Raw genomic sequence first — 23,999 nt, forward strand, 5'->3', positions numbered from 1 at the left:
CAACTCGCGTTTTTCCGCTTTTTCATCTTCCTGCCGCCTTTTTCTGGAGCTTTGCCATGGCGTTTGCTGACTACCCCGTCCAGTCCCTGATGTACATCACCAACCGGCCCGAGATCGTCTTCACCGAAGGCAAGGGCTCGTGGCTGACGGACCACAACGGCAAGCGCTACCTGGACTTCGTGCAAGGCTGGGCTGTCAACTGCCTCGGCCACTCCAACGACGGCATGATCGAAGCGCTGAACGCGCAGGCCCGGAAGCTGATCAACCCGAGCCCGGCGTTCTACAACGAGCCGATGGCCAAGCTGGCCGGCCTGCTGACGGCGCACAGCTGTTTCGACAAGGTGTTCTTCGCCAACAGCGGCGCCGAAGCCAACGAAGGCGCCATCAAGCTCGCCCGCAAGTGGGGCAAGAAGCATAAGAACGGCGCCTTCCAGATCATCACGTTCGACCACAGCTTCCACGGCCGCACGCTCGCCACCATGAGCGCGTCGGGCAAGGCCGGCTGGGACACCATCTTCGCGCCGCAGGTGCCGGGCTTCCCGAAAGCCATCCTGAACGACATTGCCTCGGTGGAAGCGCTCATCACCGACGAGACTGTCGGCGTGATGCTTGAGCCGGTCCAAGGCGAAGGCGGCGTGCTGCCGGCCACGCCGGAATTCATGCAGCAGCTGCGTGCGCTGACCAAGAAGCACAAGATCCTGTTGATCGTTGATGAAGTGCAGGCCGGTTGCGGCCGCTGCGGGACCCTCTTCGCCTATCAGCTCTCGAACATCGAGCCGGATATCATGACGCTGGGCAAGGGCATCGGCGGTGGTGTACCGCTGTCGGCCCTGCTGTGCACGGATGAAGTCGCCAGCTTTGAAGCCGGCGACCAGGGCGGGACCTACAACGGCAACCCGCTCATGACGGCCGTCGGCTGCTCGGTGATCGAGCAACTCCTGGCCCCGGGCTTCCTGGCTGGCGTGGAAGAACGCGGCGCCTATCTGCGCACGCAACTGCTCAAGCTGAGCGAAGAGTTCGGTCTGGCCGGCGAGCGCGGTAACGGCCTGCTGCGCGCGCTGCTGCTCGGCAAGGACATCGGCGGCCAACTGGTCGAAGCTGCACGCGGGATGAACCCGACGGGCTTGCTGCTGAACGCCCCGCGTCCGAACATCCTCCGATTCATGCCCGCGCTGAACGTGACGACCGAAGAAATCGACACGATGATCGGCATGCTGCGCACGCTGCTGAAGGCGCACGCCTAAGGCGTACTGCATACCCTGGGGCGGCGCGCAATGCGTCGCCCTGCATCGCCCTATACCCCTGTTCCCACCCTGAGGTTTGCCATGGCCGTGACGCGAGAAGTGCCGGCCACGGGGATCGTTTTGTCCGATGATTCCGCGTGGCTCCCGCTGGACGACATCTTCAACTTCCTGTCGCAGGAAACGTTCTGGGCTCTCGGCCTGCCGCGCGATGTGTTCGATCGGTCGGTCGCAAACTCACTGTGCTTCGCCGCCTATCGGTTGGACGACGATGGTTCGCATGGCGACCTCGTGGGCTTTGCGCGGGTCATCACCGACCGCGCGACGTTCGCGTACTTGTGCGATGTGTTCGTGGTGCCGGCTTGGCGTGGAAAAGGCGTATCGCACGCGCTGATGGAGTTCCTGCGTGAGCACCCGGACTTGCAGACACTGCGCAGGACCGTGTTGGTCACCACGGGCGCCGACTGGCTCTATCGCAAGCATGGCTTTACCGATGTGCCTGGGGGCGTCGGTTTCATGCAATTGCATCGGCCGAACATCTACACGGTGGCATGCGCCTGAAACGTGGGGCACGCGCAAAGAAAAAGCCCCGCAATTGCGGGGCTTTTCCATGGTGCTTGAAGGTGCTTATTCGCCCAGGTAGGCAGCACGCACTTTCGGATCGTCCAGCATCTGCTTGGCATCGCCGCTCATGGTGATGAGACCGGAGTCCATCACGTAGCCGCGGTGCGCCGCCTGCAGAGCCAGGCGCGCGTTCTGCTCGACGAGCAGCACGGTCACGCCTTGCGCCGAGATGTCGCGCACAACCTCGAAGATCTTCTCCACCATGATCGGCGAGAGACCCATCGACGGCTCGTCCAGCAGCAGCAGCTTCGGTTGGCTCATCAGCGCACGCGCCATGGCCAGCATCTGCTGCTCGCCGCCCGACATCGTGCCGGCCAGCTGGTTTGCACGTTCCTTCAGGCGCGGGAAGATGCCGAACATGCGGTCGATGTCGGCCTTGATGTTGGCCTCGTCGTTGCGCGTGAAGGCACCCATCTGCAGGTTCTCGACGATGGTCATGCGCGCGAACACGCCGCGGCCTTCCGGCACCATCGCCAAGCCCTGCTTGAGCAGGTTGTAGCTCGGCACGCCCTTGATGGACTTGCCCAGATACTGCACGTCACCGCCGGCCCAGCCCTGCAGGCCGGTGATGGCCTTCATGGTGGTCGTCTTGCCGGCGCCGTTGGCACCGATCAGCGTGACCAGCTCACCTTCGCGAATCTCCAGATCCACGCCCTTGACCGCCTGGATGCCGCCGTAAGCGACCTTCAGGCTGTCGATCTTCAACATTACTGGTTTCATATTCCGTTCCTCTGCGTCAGTGCGCTGACGCGCCGAGGTAGGCCTCGATCACGGCCGGGTTGCTCTGCACTTCATGTGGCAAGCCTTGTGCGATCACCTTGCCGTAATCCAGCACGGTCAGGCGGTTGCACAAGCCCATCACCAGCTTCACATCGTGCTCGATCAGCAGGATGGTCTTGCCGTCGGAACGGATCTTGTCGAGCAGGCCACGGAGTTCCACCTTTTCCGTGGCGTTCATGCCGGCGGCCGGCTCGTCCAGAGCCAGCAGCTTGGGCTGCGTGGCCAGGGCACGGGCGATTTCCAGACGACGCTGGTGGCCGTACGACAGGTTGCGCGCCGTGTAGTTGGCGTACTTGCCGATGCCGACGTAGTCCAGCAGATCATGCGCCCAGTCTTCGATGGACTGCTCTTCCTCGCGTGCCGCCTTGGTGCGGAACACCGCGCCGATCAGCCCCGCCTTGGTGCGCACGTGGCGGCCCACCATGACGTTTTCCGCCGCGGTCATGTCGCCGAACAGGCGGATGTTCTGGAACGTGCGCGCAATGCCGGCCTTCGCCACTTCGTGCACGGCGGTCGGCTGGTAGGGCGTGCCGCCCAGCACGAACTCGCCCGCGTCAGGCGTATACAGGCCGGTGATGACGTTGAAGAACGTGGTCTTGCCGGCGCCGTTCGGGCCGATCAGACCGTAGATTTCGCCTTCGCGAATTTCCAGGCTCACGTCGGACAGCGCTTGCAGGCCGCCGAAACGCTTCTGGACTCCTCGGATCGAGAGGAGGACGTTGTTATTGCTCATGTGCGTGCCTCCATCAGATACGGGACAGTCCACCAGCCCGCTGCTTTTGCGGACGGTCTTCCTTGCGCGGCGAGGGCCACAGGCCCGACGGGCGATACAGCATCACCACCACCATCGCCAGGCCGAACAGCAGCTGACGAAGCACTTCCGCTTCCACGATCACATGGCCGAACAGCTTGTTCTGCACCGGCTCGGCCAGCGCACGCAGCAGTTCCTGGAAACCGACCAGCAGAATGCCGCCCAGGATCACGCCCGGGATATGGCCCATGCCGCCCAGCACCACGATCGCCAGGATGTAGATCGACTCCCACAGCACGAACGATTCCGGCGACACGAAGCCCTGGAACGACGCGAACATCGCACCCGACACGCCACCAAACGACGCACCCATCGCAAAGGCCAGCAGCTTGATGTTGCGCGTGTTGATGCCCATCGCCTTGGCGGCGATTTCATCTTCACGCAGCGCCACCCATGCACGACCGATACGCGAGTTCTGCAACCGCAGGCACACGATGATGATGATCGCGGCCAGGATCACGAACAGGTAGTAGTACATGTAGACCGAGTCGAAGCGGATGCCGAAGAAATCATGGCGCTTCGAGAAGTCGAACCCGAAGATCTTGACCGGCTCGATCAGGTTGATGCCCTTCGGGCCGTTGGTGATGTTCACCGGACGGTCGAGGTTGTTCATGAAGATCCGGATGATTTCACCAAAGCCCAGCGTCACGATGGCGAGGTAGTCACCGCGCAGCTTCAGCACCGGCGTGCCCAGCAGAATGCCGAACAGCGCCGCCAGCCCGGCACCGAGCGGAATCACCCACCATACGATCAGGTGCAGCCCGTTGGGGAACAGGTTGTGGATCCACTCGAACTGATTGGACAGGTGCGGCGAACCCAGCAACGCCATCATATAGGCACCCACCGCATAGAACGCGATGTAGCCCAGGTCGAGCAGGCCGGCAAAGCCCACCACGATGTTCAAGCCCAGGGCCAGCATGATGTACAGCAGTGCGAAGTCCAGCACGCGCACCCAGTAGTTGCCACCTGCGGCGCCCACGATGAACGGCGCGAAGATCGCAAGGATCAGGAAGCCGTACAACGCGGCGCGCGTCTTCATCGGCGCTTTGAAATTTTCTGTCATGGCGCTCCCCTTCTTATGCGCGGTCCGCAACGCGTTCGCCCATGATGCCGGACGGGCGGAACAGCAGCACGCCAATCAGCACGATGAATGCGAACACATCCTGGTAGTTCGAACCGAACACACCGCCTGTCAGATCACCGATATAACCGGCACCCAGAGCTTCGATCAGGCCCAGCAGCATGCCGCCAACCATGGCGCCTGCCAGGTTGCCGATGCCGCCCAGCACCGCGGCGGTAAACGCCTTCAGGCCGGGGATGAAGCCCATGTAGAAGTGAGCATTGCCGTAGTTGGTCGCCATCATCACGCCTGCAACCGCAGCCATGGCAGCACCAATCATGAAGGTGGCAGAGATCACGAAGTTCGGGTTGACGCCCATCAGGCCTGCCACACGCTGGTTCTCGGCGGTCGCGCGCATCGCGCGGCCGAGCTTGGTGCGGTTGACCAGCAGGATCAGCCCGACCATGACCAGGATCGACACCAGGATGATGACGATTTCCTTGCCCGTAATGGTTGCACCCGTGGAGCCGATATCAATCGGGCTCGAAGGCAGCAGTTGCGGGAAGGTGAGCGGGTTGCGCGACCAGATCATCATCGCGAGTGTCTGCAGCACGATCGACACGCCGATGGCGGTGATCAGCGGCGCCAGGCGCGGCGCGTTGCGCAGCGGCCGGTAAGCGACACGTTCGATGGTGTAAGCCACGATGGCGCAGACCGGCATGGCAAACAGCAACGCGAACACCAGCGTGAGCCAGTCAGGCAGATTGGGGAAGTACTTCTGGAGGAAGTTGATGGCGGTCAGGGCAGACATTGCACCGACCATCAGAACATCGCCGTGGGCGAAGTTGATGATGCCGAGAATACCGTAGACCATGGTGTAGCCAAGTGCGATCAGCGCGTAAATGCTGCCGAGCACCAGACCGTTCACGATCTGCTGGATAAAGATATCCATGAGAACAGCTCCTGCTATGCCTTGCTTTGTTGTAGGCGACGGGATGACGTGCCCGCAAGGTATGCGATCAATCGGATGGGTAAGGTGAGGTTGCTGGTAAGCGGCCTGCCGACACGCCCATGGTGAGGGCCTTGTTTCATTGGCGAGGCTATAAAAAACGGCACCGCAGGGGTAGTCGCGGTGCCGTTTTTAGGGCGGATAACCCTTCGATTACATCTTCACAACGTCAAGAACACTCTTCTTCTTGTCCTTGTAGTTGTACAGGGTGATGGAACCTTGCTTCAGGTCACCCTTGTCGTCGAACGCGATGTTGCCGATCACGCCGTTGTAGTTGGTTGCCGGCATGGCAGCCAGGATCTTGGCAGCGTCGGTCGAGTTGGCACGCTTCATCGCGTCGATGATCACGTTGACGGCGTCATACGTGAACGGTGCGTAGATCTGCACCGGCGTGTTGAAGCGCGCTTGGTACTTCTTCTCGAAGTCCGCGCCCTTTTCCATCTTCGACAGCGCCAGGCCTGCTTCCGAGCAGACGATGTTGTCGATCGCGTCGCCAGCCAGTTCGGCCACCTTGTCGGTACACACGCCGTCGCCGCCAACGATCTTGGCCGTGATGCCCAGTTCCTTGGCTTGCTTGGCGAACGGACCGCCGGTGGCGTCCATGCCGCCGTACATGATCACGTCCGGCTTCTTGCCCTTGATCTTGGTCAGAATGGCCTTGAAGTCGGTGGCCTTGTCGTTGGTCGCCTCGCGCGCCACGACGTTCACGCCGTCGGCCTTCGCGGTTTTCTCGAACTCGTCAGCCAGGCCCTTACCGTAGGCGGTGGCATCGTCAACAATTGCCACGGTCTTGGCGCCCAGGGTCTTGGCGGCGTAGTTCGCCAGTGCCGGGCCTTGCTGCGCGTCGGTGGCCACCACGCGGTAGGTCGTCTTGAAGCCTTGCTTGGTGTAGTCGGGGTTCGTCGACGACGGCGAGATCTGCACGATGCCTGCATCGCTGTAGATCTTCGAGGCCGGGATCGAAACGCCCGAGTTCAGGTGGCCGACGACGGCAACAACGTGCTCGTCAACCAGCTTCTGCGCCACGGCGGTGCCCGTCTTCGGGTCGCCTGCATCGTCTTCACCGACCAGTTCCAGCTTGATCTTCTTGCCGTCGATGGTCAGGCCTTCCTTGTTGGCTTCTTCAACGGCCAGACGAGCACCGTTTTCGTTGTCTTTGCCAAGGTGAGCGATACCGCCCGTGAGCGGAGCCGCGTGACCAATCTTGACGACGGTCTCGCCGCCGGCAGCCGCCGCCGGAGCCGACGTTGCTGCAGGTGCAGCAGCTTGGTTTGCGGGCTTTTCCTCGTTCTTACCGCAAGCTGCTACGAGTGCCACGGCAGCCGCAAGCGGCAGAACTTTGGCAAACTTAATTTGCATGAGTGATCTCCTAGATCTCGCAAGAGCAAGAAGAGCGTCCTGCCTCCCGGCCGCTCCCCCCGCGCCGATTGTTTCAATTTGAAACGCGCGAATTGTATCCCCTTTTATTGCGGATGCAATACGCGTCGCAACAACGATTTTTACTGTAACTACGCCGCTTTACGGGCTTTCCCCAATGCCCAAACAGGCGTCATTTCGCGCAGGCATTCGCGAACGGCGCATAGGCTAATCAAGAAGCGTGCCAGAGTAGGGGAAACCCCCTATTCATGCGGCTTGGCGGGCAATTGCCACGGCAAATCAAGGCTTCGCCGGTATTGACGAGGTTTTTGCGACGCACAAAACAATACGGCCACTCCCGGAGAAGTGGCCGTCGATTCCTCAAAAGCGCTTTATGCACCGCATTAGGGCGCACCGTTTTTGTGCGCTTTTAAGTGGGCATTTACATAAAGGGATTCAATTGATTTGAAGCCCCCTCGGAAGGGGGAAAGACATGTTTTCCTGAATACCGTCGAGCGGGCGCACGGTGCGTGCACCCAGCGCCTTGAGCCGATCGACAATCGATTGCGCCAGCTCTTCGGGTGCCGACGCCCCCGCGGTCAGGCCCACGCGGCGCTTGCCAGCCACCCATTCGGGGCGCACCTGTTCAGGTGTATCCACCATATAGGCAGGTACGCCCAGCTTTTCGGCCAGTTCACGCAGGCGGTTCGAGTTCGAGCTGTTCGGGCTGCCGACCACGATCACCACTTCCACCTGCGGCGCCATGAACTTCACGGCGTCCTGGCGATTCTGCGTCGCGTAGCAGATGTCCTGCTTCTTGGGCTCGTGCACGGCCGGAAAGCGCGCTTTGATGGCCGCCACGATCTCCTGGGTCTCATCCACCGACAGCGTGGTCTGCGTCACGTAGGCCAGACGCGTCGGGTCTTTCACCTCGAGATGCGCAACGTCATCGACGGACTCAACCAGCAGCATGCCGTCGTTGGCCTGCCCCATGGTGCCTTCCACCTCGGGATGGCCCTTGTGCCCGATCATGATGATCTCGAAACCCTGCGCACGCATCTTCGAGACTTCCACGTGCACCTTGGTCACCAGCGGGCAGGTCGCATCGAACACGCGCAGGCCGCGCGCTTCCGCCGCCTCACGCACCGCCCGTGACACGCCGTGCGCACTGAAGATGACCGTGCCACCCACTGGCACATCGTCGAGTTCCTGCACGAACACCGCGCCCTTGTTGCGCAGATCGCCAACCACATAAGCGTTGTGCACGATCTCGTGACGAACGTAAATCGGCGCGCCAAACAACTCCAGCGCGCGCTCGACGATCTCGATGGCACGATCCACGCCGGCGCAGAAGCCGCGCGGCTGCGCCAGCAAGACCTCGGCGTCGGCCTGGGTGACAGGATCAATGGGATCGAGCGGGGCGTTCACAGCGTTGCTCATATCAGAGGATGCCGATCAGCTGGACTTCAAACACGATCGTCTGGCCGGCCAGCGGGTGGTTGAAGTCAAACAATGCCGAGGTCTCGCCCACTTCCTTGAGCACACCGGCATATTTGCCGCCGCTCGGCGCATTGAACTCAACCAGGTCGCCCGGCTGGTAATCCTCTTCGAACGAGGAGTTCTCCCGCAGCGTGGCCAGCGACACGCGCTGCAGCAGTTCCGGATTGCGTGGGCCGAACGCATGCTCCGGTGCCAGCCGGAACGTCGTGCGCTCGCCCTCGCGCATACCAAGCAGCGCCTGCTCCAGCGTGGGCGCCATCTGGCCCTGGCCGAGCAGCAGCGTGGCCGGTTTGTCGTCGAAGGTGGTAACGATGTCGGTGTCGTTTTCCAGCGCGATGCGGTAGTGCAGCGTCAGAAAGGAATCCGGGCCAACCACCTTACCTGTGCCGCTTGGCGTCGCCGCGGACGCCTCGTTCACCAAATTTTGCACGCTCAACCTGCTTGACCAAAAAGTAACCCGTTATTGTACGTCAGCCCTCCGCGCTGCCGCAGGCGCGACGCGCGCCGCACTCCCGCTGGCAGGGCCTTTCCTCCGCGCATCCCAACCCTATGGCAATCGTCGACTGGCCCGCCCACGAGCGGCCGCGTGAAAAACTGCTCGCCCACGGCCCCGCTGCGCTCTCCGATGCGGAGCTGCTAGCCATCTTCCTGCGCGTGGGCGTGCCAGGCAAAAGCGCCGTCGACCTCGCCCGCGAACTGCTCGCGCACTTCGGGTCCCTCGCGCGGCTGTGTCATGCCTCTCAACAGGAGTTCTCGTCGATCAACGGCATGGGCCCCGCCAAATACGCACAACTGCACGCGCTGCTGGAAGTTGCCCGGCGTGCACTGAAAGAAGACTTCACGCAGGGTCAGACCTTTGAATCCGCACAAAGCGTGAAGGATTTCTTGCGCCTGACACTCGGCCACCGCCCGCATGAAATGTTCGCCTGTTTCTTTCTAGATGTACGGCACCGGCTGATCGCTTGGGAAGAACTCTTCCGCGGCACGCTGACCGAAGCCCGCGTCTACCCGCGCGAGATCGCAAAGCGCGCGCTACATCACAATGCAGCCGCCGTGATCCTGGCCCACAACCACCCCACCGGCAACACTGAACCCAGCGAATCCGACGTCATCCTGACCCGCGAACTGTGCCGCGCGCTGGCAATGCTCGACGTGATCGTCCTGGATCACATGATCGTCGGCCGCAACCACGTCTACGGCTTTCTCGAACACGGCAAAATGTAGTGCCGATGCCGCATCGCACGGGGCCCAACGGCAATCCATCGATCTCGTTGATTTGTCAGCGGTTTTGTGTGTATAATCCGCGTTTCGCTGAAGTCCCACCTCTACAGTGGCGCTGCGCTTGGTTTTGGTCCCAGCGCCCGGTCGCAAACTGTAGCCAACGAATTTAGTTAGGAGTGCTCCATGGCACGCGTCTGTCAAGTGACCGGGAAAGCGCCGATGGTCGGCAATAACGTTTCCCACGCAAACAACAAGACCAAGCGCCGTTTTCTGCCGAACCTGCAGAATCGCCGCTTTTGGGTCGAATCCGAAAACCGCTGGGTCAGCCTGCGCGTCTCGAACGCTGGTCTGCGCCTGATCGATAAAAAAGGCATCGACGAAGTGCTCGTGGACCTGCGCGCACGCGGCGAAGTCTAATTAGGAGTTAAACATGGCCAGCAAAGGCGGACGCGACAAGATCAAGCTGGAATCGACCGCAGGTACGGGTCATTTCTACACGACCACCAAGAACAAGCGCACCAAGCCGGAAAAGATGGAGATCATGAAGTTCGATCCCGTCGCCCGCAAGCACGTCGCTTACAAGGAAACCAAGATCAAGTAATCCGCGCGGATTGCGTATCTTGTTTCCGTCGGCATGACCGACAGCAAAAACCCGCTTTCAAGCGGGTTTTTTGTTGCCTGCGGTTTGGCGCATGCTGCGGTGTACACTGCTCCTCTTTCCGATTGACACGCGACTGTGTTATTCACCAGTTGCGTCTGAACCGCGTTCCGTGTCTTCCATGAATTTCGATGTTGCCGTTGTTGGCAGCGGCTTGGCGGGCCTGACCGTCGCCCTGCACCTAGCCGATCACCGCCGCGTGGTCGTCATCAGCAAACGCAGCCTGCCGGAAGGCGCCAGCGATTGGGCGCAGGGCGGCATTGCCGCCGTGCTCGATTCGGGCGACAGCCATGACGAACACGTCGACGACACGCTCATCGCTGGCGCAGGACTGTGCGATGAAGCGGCTACCCGCTACATCGTCGAGAACGGGCGCTCGGCCATTGAATGGCTGATCGGCCACGGCGTGCCTTTCACGCGCGATGAGCAGGCCGAACTCGGCTTCCACCTGACACGCGAAGGCGGCCATCGCCATCGACGCATCATCCACGCAGCCGATGCCACCGGCCATGCCGTCGTCACGACGCTGGTTGAGAAGGTACGCAACCACCCGAACATCACGCTGCTGGAAGACCACTTCGCGATCGACCTGATTACCGATGCGAAGCTGGGTCGGCCGGGCATGCGTTGCCATGGCCTCTACGCGCTCGACATTGCATCGGGCCATGTCAAGACGATTACCGCGAGCCAAACCGTGATGGCCACGGGCGGTGCGGGTAAGGTCTATCTCTACACGACGAATCCGGACACGGCCAGCGGCGACGGTATTGCCATGGCGTGGCGAGCGGGCTGCCGCGTGGCGAACATGGAGTTCATCCAGTTCCACCCCACGTGCCTGTACCACCCGTTCGCGAAATCGTTTCTGATTACCGAGGCCGTGCGCGGTGAAGGCGGCAAGCTGATCCTGCCCGACGGCACGCGTTTCATGCCCGCGCACGACGAGCGCGCCGAACTGGCTCCGCGCGATATCGTCGCCCGCGCGATCGACTTCGAGATGAAGAAGCGTGGGCTGGACTGCGTCTATCTGGACATCAGCCATCAGAGCCCGGCGTTCCTCAAGGAACATTTCCCGACCATCATGGCGCGCTGCCTGGAGCTGGGCATCGACATCACGCGCCAACCGATTCCGGTCGTGCCGGCGGCGCACTACACGTGCGGCGGTGTGGTCACAGACCACCTCGGGCGCACGGATATCGCCGGCCTGTACGCCGTTGGCGAGACTGCTTACACCGGCCTGCACGGCGCCAACCGGCTGGCGAGCAATTCGCTGCTGGAATGCATGGTGATCGGGCGTGGCGCGGCGGAAGACATCCTGGCGCAGCCGCCCTCGAACCCGACCTCGGTGCAGATTCCCGCGTGGGATGAGAGCCGCGTGACCGATCCCGATGAGGAAGTCGTCGTCTCGCACAACTGGGACGAACTGCGTCGCATGATGTGGAACTACGTCGGCATCGTGCGCACGAACAAGCGGCTGGAGCGGGCGCAGCACCGCATTGCGCTGTTGCGCGAAGAGATTACGGAGTACTACGCCAACTTCCGCGTGAGCCACGATCTGCTCGAGCTGCGCAACCTCGTCGAGGCCGCCTCGCTGATCGTCGACAGTGCGCTGTCACGGCATGAGAGCCGCGGCCTGCATTTCTCGCGCGACTACCCCGAAACGCTACCCAAGGCACTGCCGACGGTCATGCAGCCGACCCATCGGCAGATCGCCCGGAAACGCTGAGGCTTAGCCTTAGTCGACGATCCGCAAAGAGAAGTCGGTTGCGCGCACGTCCTTCGTGAGCGCGCCGACGGAGATTCGGTCCACGCCGGTCTCGGCAAAGGTGCGGATCGTCTCGATGTTTACGCCGCCGGACACCTCGAGCAGCGCCCTGCCCGCCGTTACGCGCACAGCCTCGCGCATCGCGGGCGGTTCGAAGTTGTCGAGCAGCACGGACGTGGCACCCGCCGCCAGTGCTTCATCCAGCTGCGCGAGCGTTTCCACCTCAACCTGAATCGTCACGCCTGCGTTCAGCGCCTGCGCCGCACGCAGGGCCGCTGTCACGCCACCTGCCGCAGCGATGTGGTTTTCCTTGATCAGGATGCCGTCGTACAAGGCTAAGCGCTGATTCTCGCCGCCACCGATCCGCACGGCGTACTTCTGCGCCAGGCGCAGGCCCGGCAGCGTCTTACGTGTGTCGAGCACGCGGGCGCGCGTGCCTTCGACGGCTGCGGCGTAACGCGAAGTCGCCGTCGCCACACCGGACAGCAACTGCAGGAAGTTCAGCGACGGGCGCTCAGCCGTCAACAGCGAACGCGCCGGGCCCTCGATCTCGCACACCACGGAATCGGGCGCCATGCGATCGCCTTCGTGCTGACGCCACGTGACCCGCAGCGTCGGGTCAACGGCGCGCATGCACGCATCGAACCAGGGTGTGCCGCAGAGCACGGCGTGCTCACGCACGATCACGCGCGCGCGCGCAAGGCGATCGGCGGGGATCAGCAAGCCAGTGCGGTCGCCCGTGCCAACGTCCTCGGCAATGGCTGCGGCCACATTCGCGGACAACGCCTCGCGCAGTGCCGGGCCAAAGCCATCGAAAATTGCCTCAGCCGCAGGGGCGAGACGCGTCGTGTTCATCTGTGTTGCCGTCATGCCGGGCCGATTCCTTGAAAGAGTTGTGCGTTCGCGGCCAGGTCGCCTTGCGGGCGAACCGTGGCTTTCTCGCGCGCGGCAAAGTCCAGCATGCGATCGATGCAGACCACGGCTTGCCGCCCGATGGCCGGATCGACGTGGATCTCGTTGCGACCGGTTTCCAGCACCTCGGCCAGATTGGTCAGCGCGTTCATCGCCATCCAGGGGCAATGCGCGCAGCTCTTGCAGGTGGCAGCGTTGCCGGCGGTCGGCGCCTCGATGAAGCGCTTGCCCGGGGCGGCCATGCGCATCTTGTGCAGGATGCCGTTGTCGGTCGCGACAATAAATTCCTGCGCCGACAATGACTGCGCTGCGGCAATCAGCTGCGAAGTCGAACCCACGACATCGGCCTGGGCCACGACCGATTCCGGCGATTCCGGATGCACGAGAATCTTCGCGTTCGGGTGCTCGGCACGCAGCAGGTCAAGCTCCACGCCCTTGAATTCGTCGTGCACCAAGCACGAGCCCTGCCACATCAGCATGTCGGCGCCGGTCTGCTTCTGAATGTAGCTGCCGAGATGGCGATCGGGTGCCCACAGGATCTTCTTTCCCTGCGCGTGCAGGTGCTGCACGATCTTCAGGCCGATGGAAGACGTCACCATCCAGTCCGCGCGCGCCTTCACGGCGGCGCTGGTATTGGCATAGACGACCACGGTGCGATCCGGATGCGCGTCGCAGAAGGCGGCGAACTCATCCGGCGGGCAACCCAGATCCAACGAGCAGGTCGCATCCAGATCAGGCATCAGCACGGTCTTTTCAGGACTCAGAATCTTGGCGGTCTCGCCCATGAAGCGCACGCCCGCCACGATCAATGTCTTAGCCGAATGGTCGCGGCCAAAGCGCGCCATCTCCAGCGAATCGGACACGCAGCCACCGGTCTCCTCGGCCAGATCCTGAAGGTCGGCGTCAACGTAGTAGTGCGCGACCAGCACGGCCTCGCGTTCCTTGAGCAGGCGCTTGATGCGGGCCTTCAGTTCGTCGCGTTCCTCACGCGACAGCACCGGCGGCACCTTGGCCCAGGCGTGAGCCACGCAACTGGCGCCGGATTGCGCCTCGGAAAGCATATCCGGGCGCTCGAATTCAACCGTCTTGATGTGGGTTTCCATGGTGGTCTCCGCGTCCATTCGCGCTGTGAAAGCGCCAAGAAGCTGGCGCGGCAATGAAACGGACGGCGTGTGAGGAGGACTGGCACCGCGATACATTGTCGCGGCTTGCTAAAAATGTAAGTTGTGGCAGTTTACCCAAAAGAAAAGCCCCGCTGCGGAGCGGGGCTTCACCTATGAAACAAGAAACTCAGGCGTAACGGCGCAGGCGCACAGCAAATTCCTGCAGCGCGTGGATACCGCTTTCCTCAGCACGCTTGCACCACTCTTGCAGCTGATACAGCAGTTGCTCACGCGTGGCGTTCGATCGGCCCCACAGGGCGCCAAGCTCACGGCGCATCTCAACGAAGGTGTGCAGCGCCGAATGGTCCGACACGATTTGGGAGAGCTGCTCGCGCTGCGGCGCGCCCAGTTTCGTCTCGTCGCGGTGGAACCACTTGCGGGCCGGCTTGAGTGCGCGGTACTCGACAGCGCGCGAGTCCTTCAGCTTGGCCAGCTCCTGGCGGTAGGCCGCCTTGACGGTCTTCGCGTAGCGGGCCATCACGTCGTAGCGGTTGGCGATGATGGCTTCCAGCGTGTTCTGGTCGACCGGCTTCACGTCGCCAAAACGGGCCTTGGGCGCCACTTTCTTGACTTTCGCCAAACCGACGATTTCCAGCGCGCGGATGTAGCCCCAGCCGATATCGAACTCGTACCACTTGACCGAAAACTTGGCCGACGTAGCGTACGTGTGGTGGTTGTTGTGCAGTTCTTCGCCGCCGATGATGATGCCCCACGGCGACACGTTGGTCGAAGCGTCTTCGCAGTCGAAGTTGCGGTAGCCCCAGAAGTGGCCCAAACCATTGATGATGCCGGCAGCGTGGATCGGAATCCACAGCATCTGCACCGCCCACACCGTGAGGCCCAGCGCGCCGAACATCAGCACGTCCAGGATCAGCATCAAACCGACGCCCTGCCACGTGAACTTCGAATACACGTTCTTCTCGACCCAATCGTCTGGCGTACCGTGGCCGAACTTCTGGATCGTTTCCTTGTTCTTGGCCTCAGCGCGATACAGCTCCGCGCCTTCCATCAGCACCTTGCGGATGCCTCGGGTCTGCGGGCTGTGCGGATCCTCTTCGGTTTCGCACTTGGCGTGGTGCTTACGGTGAATGGCGGTCCATTCCTTGGTGACCATGCCCGTGGTTAGCCACAGCCAGAAACGGAAGAAGTGTCCGGCGATGGGATGCACGTCCAGCGCACGGTGCGCCTGGCAGCGGTGCAGAAAAATCGTGACGCTGGCGATCGTGATGTGCGTCATCACCAGCGTGAAAATCAGGATCTGCCACCAGGCCCAATCCAGGGTGCCGTTGGCAAGGAAAGTCAGAAAGGAGTCGATCAAAGTGTTCTCCGTGGTCAACTCGGGTGATCAAAGCAGCCTTTGGTCCATCAATCGATCCGGACGTTGCTGCCTCTTAAGGCCATCCACTGTCGCAGCGTTACGACAATGGGGTCGTGTTGGCGGGGATTCGGGTGTTGACACCCGGCTTGCGCGTCACATCGGCGAGCTTTCCGACCGCCGTTTATATGACCTCCGCCCCAGCGCAATACAAGGTATTCGCGGCGTCTTGTCGCAAGTGCGATGCCTTTGCGACGGGGCCGTCAATTCCTACGTGGGATCATCCAACATTTTAACCGAATACCCCCTCGATTCCATGGGGGAAAACCGCTGGTTTGACCTCAGGCAAGTGGGCACCGTTCCGCCCGCAGGTGTGCTAAGTCGGCAGGGGTGCGCTGGAAGAGGCCGCCACATCACCCGAAGTGCCTGAAGCGCCCTGCAAGGCCAGCGAGCCCAGGACACGCACTTCGCGTTGTGGGTACGGAATCTCGATGCCAGCCTCCTTGAAGCGACGATAGATGGCGCGGTTCAGGTCGGACTGCACGCCCAGCTTGCCATTGTGCGGATCGGCGATCCACACGCCAAGTTCGTACTCGATACCGCTGTCGGCGAACAGAGCCATGAAAGCGGCGGGCGCCGGCTCGGGCAGAACACGCGGGATGCCCTCGGCGCATTGCACCAGTAGCGCCAGCACGGCTTCGGGGTCGGCGGCATACGATGCCTGCACGCGCACCGCCACGCGCACGGTGCCGCGCTCGTTATGGTTTTGCACGGCCTGCGCGACCATCAGTTCGTTCGGAACCAGCGTATCGCCGTCGCCATTGCGCACCACGGTATAGCGGGTGCGGATCTGCGTGACGATGCCGGTGTACGTGCTGACGGTAATCTGATCGCCCAGCTTGAGTGAGCGCTCGAGCAGGATGATGAAGCCCGAGACGTAATTGCTGGCGATCTTCTGCAAGCCGAAGCCCAGGCCAACGCCCAGCGCGCCGCCAAACACCGACAGCACCGTCAGGTCGATGCCAACCAGCGACAGGCTCAGCAGCAACGACACCAGCAGCAGCACCGCCTTGGTCACGCGCGATAGCACCACCTTCAGGTTGGCATCAATCGCGGAAGCACGCGTGATGCGGCTATCCAGCCACGAGCCGAACCACATCGCCACGAGCACGGTGACGAGAATCCAGACCACGCCCATCAGCATGGCGGCAAGGCTCACCTTCTGCTTGCCGCCCAGCGCAAAGCGAATGCCGTCAAGATAGTCCACCACATCGCCCAGCACACCCAGCACGTAGAGCACCATGCCCATCCACATGAGCGTGGTCAGCACGCGCTCGGCGACGACCAGCATGCCGTGCAGTTCGCCGTTGGCCGACAGCACGCGACGCAGCACGTAGAAGCCGAGATAGAGGATCGCCAGGCCAAACAGCGGCACCGCAGCCAGCCGGAACACGCTGATCGGCATGGTGCCGATCAGGGCGTAGCGCGCGCCCACCACCAGCAGCCAGCCGATCAGCGGGAACATCGCCCGCTCCAGGCTCGACCAGGCAAAACGCAGGGCGAACGTGTCGTTCACATGGGCCGTGTGCAAGCGCCGCGAAATCGGCCGCGCTATCAGCCAGGCGGCCGCGAGCACCAGCAGCAGCACACCCAGCTGCCAGATAAAGCGAGGGCCACCCAGATCGAAGACAATGTCGTCGATCATGTGGCCCAGCGCGATGTGGTTCAGGTTCAGCGGCAATCCGTTCATTGGGCGGCCGGTTGTTGGGCTCGATAGGGCAACGCGTCACCCGCATGCTTCTGCCAGTTGGCGGCATAGCGCTGGGCGAGATCGGCGTCGCCGCGCACGATCAGTACGTTCTCGGCATTGCCGCGCTGCGCGGTCTGCGTGAAATTGAAGCTGCCGGTGACCAGCACCGGATGCGCGCCGCGCGGGTCGATCACGATGACCTTGTTGTGCGCATTTTTATAGCGCACCTCCAGCCAGACTGGGATGCCCGCATTGGCGACCTCGGGCACGCGGCTGCCGCCGGAGCGCGTCATCTGCTCGCGATCGGCCAGCACGCGCACATCAACGCCACGCTGATGCGCCGCCAGCAGCGCACGCGTAATCGCCTTGTTCGACAGCAGATACGCCTGCACCAGCACCTGCTCGCGCGCCTGGTCAATGGCATCGGCCAACAACCCTTCGATGTCGTCATCCGGCGTAAACGCTGCCTGCACCGTGCCCTTGGCCGGCTGCACCGGCGGCGCGCTGCGGGCCAGTGCGACACCACCTGCAGCAAACGCCAGCCATGCGGCCAGCAGCCACCCCAAGCGGCGCACCATCATGCGCGGCGCTCCAGCACGGCCGCGAAGAAGCCGTCGGTCTGATGTGTGTGTGGATACAGCTCCAGGTAAGGCCCCATTTCCAGCGCGATCTTCTGCGCGGCCAGCACCTCACCGGCGGGCACGAGCACGAAATCTTCATGCGCGGCCAGGAACTGCTCAACCACCTGCTGGTTCTCGCGCGCCAGCACGCTGCAGGTCGCGTAGACGAGGCGACCGCCCGGCTTCAGCAGCCGCGCCGCCGATGTCAGGATCGACAACTGCTTGGCCGACATTTCTTCCACGGCCTGTGCGGACTGGCGCCACTTCAGGTCCGGATTGCGGCGCAGCGTGCCCAAGCCGCTGCACGGCGCGTCGACCAACACACGATCGATCTTGCCCGCCAGGCGCTTGACCTTGGCATCGTGCTCGCTGTCGATGCGACCGGGATGCACGTTGGACAAACCGCTGCGCGCCAGGCGCGGGCCCAGGTTCGACAAGCGCTTTTCCGATACGTCGAAGGCATACAGGCGCCCGGTCGAGCGCATCGCCGCGCCGATCGCCAGGGTCTTGCCACCGGCGCCGGCGCAGAAATCGACCACCATCTCGCCGCGCTTGGGTGCCAGCAATTGGCACAGCAGTTGGCTGCCCTCGTCCTGCACCTCGACCGTGCCGTTGGTGAAGATATCGAGCTTGTTCAACGCCGGCTTGCCGGCCAGGCGAATGCCCACCGGCGAGAGCGGCGCTGCACTGCCTTCAATACCGGCTTCGGCAAGCGTGGCGAGTACGGCGTCGCGTTCGCCCTTGAGCGTGTTCACGCGCAAGTCCAGCGGCGCCGGCGTGAGCCATGCTTGCGCCAGTGCTTCGGTGAACTCCGCACCGTGCTGGGCAACTAGCGCATCGAAGAGCCAGTCGGGCAGGTTGGCGCGCACGCGGGCCGCCAGCGCGGCGCGGTCACGGTTTTCCCAGCGATCCAGCCATTCGGCTTCTACGGGGTTCAGGAACGGGGCAATGGCCTCACGCCCGGCGGTCTGCAGCAAGCCCAGCAGCACCAGGCGACGACGCGCCGGGCCCGTGCCGCTCTCGGCAAACTGGCCGAATTCCACCTTGCGGCGCAGCACGGCAAACGCCGCTTCGGCGATGATGCCGCGCTCGCGGTGGCCAAGTTCGTGGTGCTCACGGAAATACTGGCTGACCACCATGTCGGCGGGAGCCGCAAAGTGCAGCAGGCGCGCAAGCACCTTGTCCAGGTGTTCCAGGTGGCTGCCATGCACGCCCGTGCGGGGGCGCGGCGCGCTGCGGGGTGCAGGCTTGCCCTGCGGGGCCCGATACCAGCCGCCACCACCCGAACCCGCGCGCTTGTTGCCCGACCCGCCGCCGCTTCCATTGCCGCCCGAACGCTGACGATTCTGGCTCATGCTGCCTCCCGGGCGTTGACGCCAATGACAAGCTGCGATTCATCCGGCGAGACGCGCACCACACCGTGTTCGACCGACAACCGCCCTTCCACGAACCAGCGCACGGCACGCGGGTAAATCGTGTGCTCCTGTGCCAGCAGCCGCCCGGCCAGCGAGTCAGGCGTGTCGCCTTGACGCACGTCGATGATGGCCTGCAGCACGATCGGGCCGTGATCCAGGTCGGCGGTGACGAAATGTACAGTCGCGCCATGCACCTTCACGCCCATGGCCAGCGCGGCCTCGTGCGTGTGCAACCCGGGGAAGCACGGCAGCAGCGACGGATGAATGTTCAGCATGCGGCCGGCGTAGCGCTTTACAAAGCCGGGCGTGAGGATGCGCATGAAACCGGCCAGCACCACCAGATCCGGCGAAAAGCCGTCGATCACCTGCGCCAGGGCGGCATCGAAGCTGTCGCGATCGGGGAAAGCCTTGTGGTCGACCACCGCGGTGGCAATGCCGTGCGAAGCGGCAAATTTAAGTCCTGCCGCATCGGGCCGATTAGAAATGACGGCGGCAATGCGTCCCGACCAACCTTCGGCCTGACAGGCGCGGACAATGGCTTCCATATTGGAGCCGCGTCCGGAAATGAGAATGACGATGTTTTTCATCGCGGCATTTTATCAAGTGCGCCGCCGTTCCCCGAGAAAATCGGGTGTGACGGCTGCAAGGCCATGCCGCGGGCGCTTTTGCAGTCACCGTGGCATTTTGCCGACGGGTGCCGGCAAAAACCTTGTCGCACCCGCAAAAGGAAGGGGCAACCGTTGGCGTGCATTGGCGCGCTCTGATAATCTCAGCACCATAAATGTCCGCGCTCCCGAGGGGTCGGGTGTGCAGCCCGCGATGATTCGACGCAAATCAAACGTCCGTTCATCCTGCGCTGCAACATCGTGCGGGCGATACCGTGACGGTCGATCGGCTCAGGGTGATAAACCCGGCCAGTCGGCCATCGCCCGCGCCGGGTCGACACGCGTACAACAACAAGAGGGCTCTGCCCTCACCGGGGAATAAGAATGACGAGCTCGCTGCGTAGCCTGCTGGTGGTCGACGACCACCCTCTCGCCTTGTCTGGCACGACCACGTTTCTTGCACACGCCTTGCCTGAAGTTCAGGTGCACGCGGCCATTGGCCGGCGCCAGGCGCTTGCGCTGGTTGAAGAAGGCGTCCGGCCTGACGTCGTGCTGCTCGATGTATGGCTGTCCGATTGCACCGGCTTCGATGCCATGCGTGAACTGCGCGGCAAACTGCCGGAAGCGCGCTTTGCCTTCATGTCGGCGGAAAACACGCCGGAAATCGTCGCCAAGGCCCAAGCGCTGGGCGCCATCGGCTTCATCGGCAAGCATGCCGATGCCCATGCGTTCTCCAAGGCAGTGGCCGGCATCTTTGGCGGCGATGCGTCCTTCCCGTCGGAAGACGATATGGGCGGCATCAATGGCAAGGGCGGCGCTTCGCACGGCATCCCCATCACGCCGGCCGAACTGGGACTGACGCCGCGTCAGGGCTCGGTGCTCGCGCTGCTGCTCGAAGGTCTGCCGAACAAGTCGATCGCACGTCAGCTGGGCCTGACGGAAAACACCGTCAAAGAGCATGTCTCGGCGATTTTGCAGCGGCTGGGCGTGCGCACGCGCATCCAGATCATTTCGCGCATGGAGCGTTTTCGCCTGACGGGCGCGGCCTGAACTGAGCGTCTGGCCTCTTCAATCCGGCGCCGCCATCGACGGCGCCGTTTTACATTCCCATCCGTATCAGTAGGCCACCTGCGGCTCGGCTGAGCGGCCGCGCAGCCAGCGCTTGAGCAGCACGCGCAGCATGTTCGGGTCCATGGGCTTGGCCAGTAGCAGATAGCCGGCTTCTTCGGCACGCGCCAGGGCGGCGGAATTGCGATCGCCGGTCAGCAGCACGGCGTGGGCATCCGGATGACTAACCTGCCAGCGTTCGAGAAGTTGCAGGCCGTCTTCCTCCCCGGGCAGGCGCAAGTCGCAGAAGATGATCTGCGGACGGATGCCGCGCGCCAGCAGTTGCTCGGCTGAGCGGCCATCGGCGGCACTGTGGACTTCCACGCCCCACGCTTCGAGCAGCGCGTGCCAGGCCTTGCGGATCTGCGGGTCGTCGTCCACGACCAGTACCACGCCGGAGAATCGCGGCTGATCGAGCACGGCGCGCTTTTGCTCGGCGCGCGGCTGCGTGGCCAGCGGCGCCTTGATCTCGGCGGGCACCGGCCGCAGCGCCATCCAAAACATCGAGCCGCGCCCCGGCACCGAGCGCACGCCGAACGTGCCGCGCAGCAGACGCACGCATTCCTTGTAGATCGACAGGCCCAAACCCAAGCCCTGGCTCGGATCGCGTTCTGGGTTTTCGACCTGGTAGTAGGTCGAGAAAATGTCTTTCTGATGCTCAGGCGCGATGCCGATACCGGTATCCCACACCTCGATCCGCAAATGCTTCTGGCGCACGCGCAGCGCCACCATCACGCCACCGCGCTCGGTGTAGCGCAGCGCGTTCTGCAGCAGGTTGAACAGCGCCCGGCGCAGCAGCACCGGCTCGGCCATCCCGTACACCGGCAGCGGCGGAATGCGCGCCGCGAGCGTCAGGCCCTTGGCGCGGGCATCCGGCATGAATTGCTGGACCACCTCGGTGATCACCTCGCCCAGATCCACCGGCTCCAGTGTCGGCGAGGTCTTGCGGCTCTCCAGCTTGGACAGGTCCAGCAGCGAGCGGAACAGCAGGTCGATGGTCGCGGCGCCCGAGGCGAGTTGTTCCACCAATGGCGCCAAGGATTCCGACTGATTGCGCGCCCGCAACGCCTCCACCAGCAGCACAATTGCATGCACCGGCTGACGCAAATCGTGGCTGGCCGCGGCCAGGAAGCGCGATTTTTCTTCCGATGCCGACAATGCGCGCTGCTTTTCATCCTGATAGCGGCGCGCGAGCTGGCGGCTCTCGTTCTCCAGCTGGATTTCGCGCACCAGCGTGTTGTGGATGTTCACGGCATGCCGGGTCAGCAGCGCCGCAAAGAACAGCAGCACGCCGCGCAAATACAGCCCGTGCCCCGGAAACGCCTGCTCGGCCAGCAAAAAGTGCGGCGCCAGGATGCCCGTTCCGAGGATCAGGAGGCTCGACGGCACCGGCGCTTGCGACAACACCGCCGCCGCCGCCACACCGATGATCACGATCATCAGCAGGCTGCTGAACTCCAGCGACGGCGACATCAGATACAGCCCCGCCGAGCAGCCCCACGCCACCCCGCCCACCGCCGACATGACGTGCATGCCCGTCCACCACTTGCGGGTGTGCGCGGCCAGCGTCATGCGGGTCAGGTCGTAGCGATAGCCGAAATAGAAGCGCAGGCCCGACGCCGTCAGGCACAGCATGATCAGGCACCAGCCCAATAGCCCCGGCCGGTTGGAGGCATCCCAGAACGCGGCGACCGTCAAGGCAGGCAGGACGACCGAGGCGGCGATCCCCATGGGCGCCCCGCGATGCACGGCGGCGAGCAGCTTGGCTCGGGCATCCAGTTCAAGCGGCGCGCGGCTGGCAAGCCCGAACTTGGCGAAAAAAAGGCGCAGCGAGGCGTTCAAGGGGGATGTAGGGAAGAAACTGGATACCGGATTGTGCCGCAAGCATGAACCGCGCGGGCGCACCGTTCGGACGATTGTGCAACACCCCGACACCAATCCGCGTGCGCGCCGGGGATGGGGCAATCCCTTATATAATGTGCGTTTTGCTGGATTTTGGCGGCTGCCACGTCAATCCGGCACAAGAACGCACTTCTCCCTTCCTCGACCACCGACGCTTCTCGTGAAAGTCTTTCGCGGCCTGCCCAACGCCGAAAGTCGCGCGCCCTGCGCGTTGACCATCGGCAACTTCGACGGCGTGCACCGCGGGCACCAGTCTCTGCTGGCCCGCGCACGCGCGGCGGCCGATGCACGCGGATTGCCGCTCACGGTGATGACGTTCGAGCCGCATCCGCGCGAATTCTTCATGCCGGACCGCGCGCCCACCCGCATCGCCCTGCTGCGCGACAAGCTGGAAAGCCTGCGCCGCCAGGGCGTCGACCGCGTGGTCGTGGAGCATTTCAACGCGCATTTCGCCGGGCAGACGCCCGACGAGTTCGTGCGCAATGTTTTGGTGGATGGCCTGCACACGCGCTGGCTGCTGGTGGGCGATGATTTCCGCTTCGGCGCCAAGCGCGCCGGCGATTTCGCTTATCTCCAGGCCGCTGGTGCCCAGTTCGGCTTCGAAGTCGAGCAGATGGGCTCGGTGTCGGAGTCCGGCGTGCGCATCTCCAGTTCCGCCGTGCGCGAGGCGCTGGCCGCCGGTGACCTGGAACATGCCCGCCGCCTGCTCGGTCACGGTTATGCCATCAGCGGGCACGTGGTGCACGGGCAAAAGCTCGGCCGCTCGCTCGGCTTCCCGACGCTGAATCTGCGCATCTCGCACCGCAGGCCGGCGGTGGCCGGCATCTTTGTCGTGCAGGTGCACGGGCTGGCCGAAAAACCGCTGCCGGCCGTCGCCAGCATTGGCGTACGCCCGACGGTGGACGACTCCGGCCGCGTGCTGCTGGAAGTGCATATCTTCGATTACCAGGCCAATGTCTACGGCAAGCTTGTCCGCGTGGAATTCATGAAGAAGCTGCGCGACGAGGCTCGCTACGATTCGCTCGATGCGCTCAAGGACGCCATCGCGCAGGACTGTGTTCATGCGCGGCAGTTCTTCGGCCTGCCTGTTCCGCCGGCCGGCGAGTCTCCAACGCTTCGGCGCGACTTCGCCACCTCCGCCACCGACCGAATTCAGTAGGCGGCCGACACGTTCGCCGCCCAGAAGCC

Annotated in this window: 23 protein-coding genes; 8 read left to right on the top strand and 15 right to left on the bottom strand. The window is 63.2% G+C overall.

Features of this window, described 5'->3' with window-relative positions; all coding sequences use genetic code 11:
- The first annotated feature begins 56 nt into the window (after positions 1-56).
- Together ACUXH0_RS04555 and ACUXH0_RS04560 are read left to right on the top strand one after the other, a co-directional pair.
- The gene (locus ACUXH0_RS04555) at positions 57-1,244 is read left to right on the top strand and encodes an acetylornithine transaminase (RefSeq protein ID WP_182593697.1); all 1,188 of its coding nucleotides are present in this window, start codon (positions 57-59) and stop codon (positions 1,242-1,244) included.
- Positions 1,245-1,325: 81 nt separating this feature from the next.
- Entirely contained in the window at positions 1,326-1,802 is a 477-nt protein-coding gene (locus ACUXH0_RS04560; RefSeq protein ID WP_182593695.1) for a GNAT family N-acetyltransferase, read from the top strand.
- Positions 1,803-1,868: 66 nt separating this feature from the next.
- Here the strand turns inward: ACUXH0_RS04560 and ACUXH0_RS04565 are convergent, their stop codons facing one another.
- The 7 genes from ACUXH0_RS04565 to ACUXH0_RS04595 all read right to left on the bottom strand — a co-directional run bounded on the left by ACUXH0_RS04565 (position 1,869) and on the right by ACUXH0_RS04595 (position 8,811).
- Positions 1,869-2,585: an ABC transporter ATP-binding protein gene (locus ACUXH0_RS04565; RefSeq protein WP_009241298.1), complete on the bottom strand. Its 717-nt coding sequence runs from the start codon at positions 2,583-2,585 to the stop codon at positions 1,869-1,871.
- 16 nt (positions 2,586-2,601) lie between these two features.
- Positions 2,602-3,378 (bottom strand): ABC transporter ATP-binding protein, encoded by a 777-nt coding sequence (locus tag ACUXH0_RS04570; protein ID WP_009241299.1) that lies wholly within the window; start codon positions 3,376-3,378, stop codon positions 2,602-2,604.
- A gap of 13 nt (positions 3,379-3,391) precedes the next feature.
- Positions 3,392-4,519 (bottom strand): ABC transporter permease subunit, encoded by a 1,128-nt coding sequence (locus ACUXH0_RS04575; protein WP_004632011.1) that lies wholly within the window; start codon positions 4,517-4,519, stop codon positions 3,392-3,394.
- Between the two features lie 13 nt (positions 4,520-4,532).
- A complete protein-coding gene (locus ACUXH0_RS04580) occupies positions 4,533-5,468 on the bottom strand; it encodes a branched-chain amino acid ABC transporter permease (RefSeq protein WP_012436246.1) in 936 nt (311 codons plus the stop codon).
- 210 nt (positions 5,469-5,678) lie between these two features.
- Positions 5,679-6,884 carry a branched-chain amino acid ABC transporter substrate-binding protein gene (locus ACUXH0_RS04585; RefSeq protein WP_004632007.1) on the bottom strand — a complete coding sequence of 402 codons (1,206 nt, stop codon included), beginning with the start codon at positions 6,882-6,884 and terminating at the stop codon, positions 5,679-5,681.
- Between the two features lie 453 nt (positions 6,885-7,337).
- Positions 7,338-8,321: a 4-hydroxy-3-methylbut-2-enyl diphosphate reductase gene (gene ispH, locus ACUXH0_RS04590; protein ID WP_004632005.1), complete on the bottom strand. Its 984-nt coding sequence runs from the start codon at positions 8,319-8,321 to the stop codon at positions 7,338-7,340.
- Position 8,322: 1 nt separating this feature from the next.
- A complete protein-coding gene (locus ACUXH0_RS04595) occupies positions 8,323-8,811 on the bottom strand; it encodes an FKBP-type peptidyl-prolyl cis-trans isomerase (protein WP_004632003.1) in 489 nt (162 codons plus the stop codon).
- Between the two features lie 119 nt (positions 8,812-8,930).
- Between ACUXH0_RS04595 and radC the strand changes: the two genes are divergently transcribed.
- The 4 genes from radC to nadB all read left to right on the top strand — a co-directional run bounded on the left by radC (position 8,931) and on the right by nadB (position 11,983).
- Positions 8,931-9,605, top strand: a complete 675-nt coding sequence (gene radC, locus ACUXH0_RS04600) for a RadC family protein (RefSeq protein ID WP_182593694.1) — start codon at positions 8,931-8,933, stop codon at positions 9,603-9,605.
- A gap of 180 nt (positions 9,606-9,785) precedes the next feature.
- The gene (gene rpmB / locus ACUXH0_RS04605; RefSeq protein WP_004631999.1) at positions 9,786-10,019 is read left to right on the top strand and encodes a 50S ribosomal protein L28; all 234 of its coding nucleotides are present in this window, start codon (positions 9,786-9,788) and stop codon (positions 10,017-10,019) included.
- Between the two features lie 13 nt (positions 10,020-10,032).
- Positions 10,033-10,203 carry a 50S ribosomal protein L33 gene (gene rpmG, locus ACUXH0_RS04610; RefSeq protein WP_003262397.1) on the top strand — a complete coding sequence of 57 codons (171 nt, stop codon included), beginning with the start codon at positions 10,033-10,035 and terminating at the stop codon, positions 10,201-10,203.
- A 178-nt stretch (positions 10,204-10,381) separates the two neighbouring features.
- Positions 10,382-11,983, top strand: a complete 1,602-nt coding sequence (gene nadB, locus ACUXH0_RS04615) for an L-aspartate oxidase (RefSeq protein ID WP_004631994.1) — start codon at positions 10,382-10,384, stop codon at positions 11,981-11,983.
- A 9-nt stretch (positions 11,984-11,992) separates the two neighbouring features.
- Here nadB and nadC read toward each other — a convergent pair whose 3' ends face one another.
- The 7 genes from nadC to purN all read right to left on the bottom strand — a co-directional run bounded on the left by nadC (position 11,993) and on the right by purN (position 19,784).
- On the bottom strand, positions 11,993-12,892 hold the full coding sequence (gene nadC, locus ACUXH0_RS04620; RefSeq protein WP_004631991.1) for a carboxylating nicotinate-nucleotide diphosphorylase: 900 nt from the start codon (positions 12,890-12,892) through the stop codon (positions 11,993-11,995).
- Positions 12,889-14,037 carry a quinolinate synthase NadA gene (gene nadA / locus ACUXH0_RS04625; RefSeq protein ID WP_012436249.1) on the bottom strand — a complete coding sequence of 383 codons (1,149 nt, stop codon included), beginning with the start codon at positions 14,035-14,037 and terminating at the stop codon, positions 12,889-12,891. The genes nadC and nadA overlap by 4 nt, the downstream gene beginning before the upstream one ends.
- A gap of 187 nt (positions 14,038-14,224) precedes the next feature.
- Complete coding sequence (locus ACUXH0_RS04630; protein ID WP_004631987.1) at positions 14,225-15,415, bottom strand: DesA family fatty acid desaturase; 1,191 nt, start codon at positions 15,413-15,415, stop codon at positions 14,225-14,227.
- Positions 15,416-15,788: 373 nt separating this feature from the next.
- Positions 15,789-17,162 (bottom strand): mechanosensitive ion channel family protein, encoded by a 1,374-nt coding sequence (locus ACUXH0_RS04635; RefSeq protein WP_012436250.1) that lies wholly within the window; start codon positions 17,160-17,162, stop codon positions 15,789-15,791.
- A complete protein-coding gene (locus ACUXH0_RS04640) occupies positions 17,159-17,743 on the bottom strand; it encodes a phospholipase D family nuclease (protein WP_004631983.1) in 585 nt (194 codons plus the stop codon). The genes ACUXH0_RS04635 and ACUXH0_RS04640 overlap by 4 nt, the downstream gene beginning before the upstream one ends.
- Positions 17,740-19,137, bottom strand: a complete 1,398-nt coding sequence (locus ACUXH0_RS04645; RefSeq protein WP_012436251.1) for an RsmB/NOP family class I SAM-dependent RNA methyltransferase — start codon at positions 19,135-19,137, stop codon at positions 17,740-17,742. The genes ACUXH0_RS04640 and ACUXH0_RS04645 overlap by 4 nt, the downstream gene beginning before the upstream one ends.
- Positions 19,134-19,784 (bottom strand): phosphoribosylglycinamide formyltransferase, encoded by a 651-nt coding sequence (purN, locus tag ACUXH0_RS04650; protein WP_012436252.1) that lies wholly within the window; start codon positions 19,782-19,784, stop codon positions 19,134-19,136. Before purN ends, ACUXH0_RS04645 begins: the two co-directional genes overlap by 4 nt.
- A 402-nt stretch (positions 19,785-20,186) precedes the next feature.
- Between purN and ACUXH0_RS04655 the strand changes: the two genes are divergently transcribed.
- Entirely contained in the window at positions 20,187-20,852 is a 666-nt protein-coding gene (locus ACUXH0_RS04655; protein WP_004631976.1) for a response regulator transcription factor, read from the top strand.
- A gap of 66 nt (positions 20,853-20,918) precedes the next feature.
- Here ACUXH0_RS04655 and ACUXH0_RS04660 read toward each other — a convergent pair whose 3' ends face one another.
- Positions 20,919-22,751, bottom strand: coding sequence for an ATP-binding response regulator (locus ACUXH0_RS04660; protein ID WP_012762697.1), 1,833 nt, complete (start codon positions 22,749-22,751; stop codon positions 20,919-20,921).
- Between the two features lie 220 nt (positions 22,752-22,971).
- Here ACUXH0_RS04660 and ACUXH0_RS04665 point away from each other — a divergent pair, with 220 nt between their 5' ends.
- Positions 22,972-23,970, top strand: coding sequence for a bifunctional riboflavin kinase/FAD synthetase (locus ACUXH0_RS04665; RefSeq protein ID WP_012436254.1), 999 nt, complete (start codon positions 22,972-22,974; stop codon positions 23,968-23,970).
- Positions 23,971-23,999: the final 29 nt, after the last annotated feature.

The sequence above is a fragment of the Ralstonia sp. 110700041-2 genome (assembly GCF_056280165.1).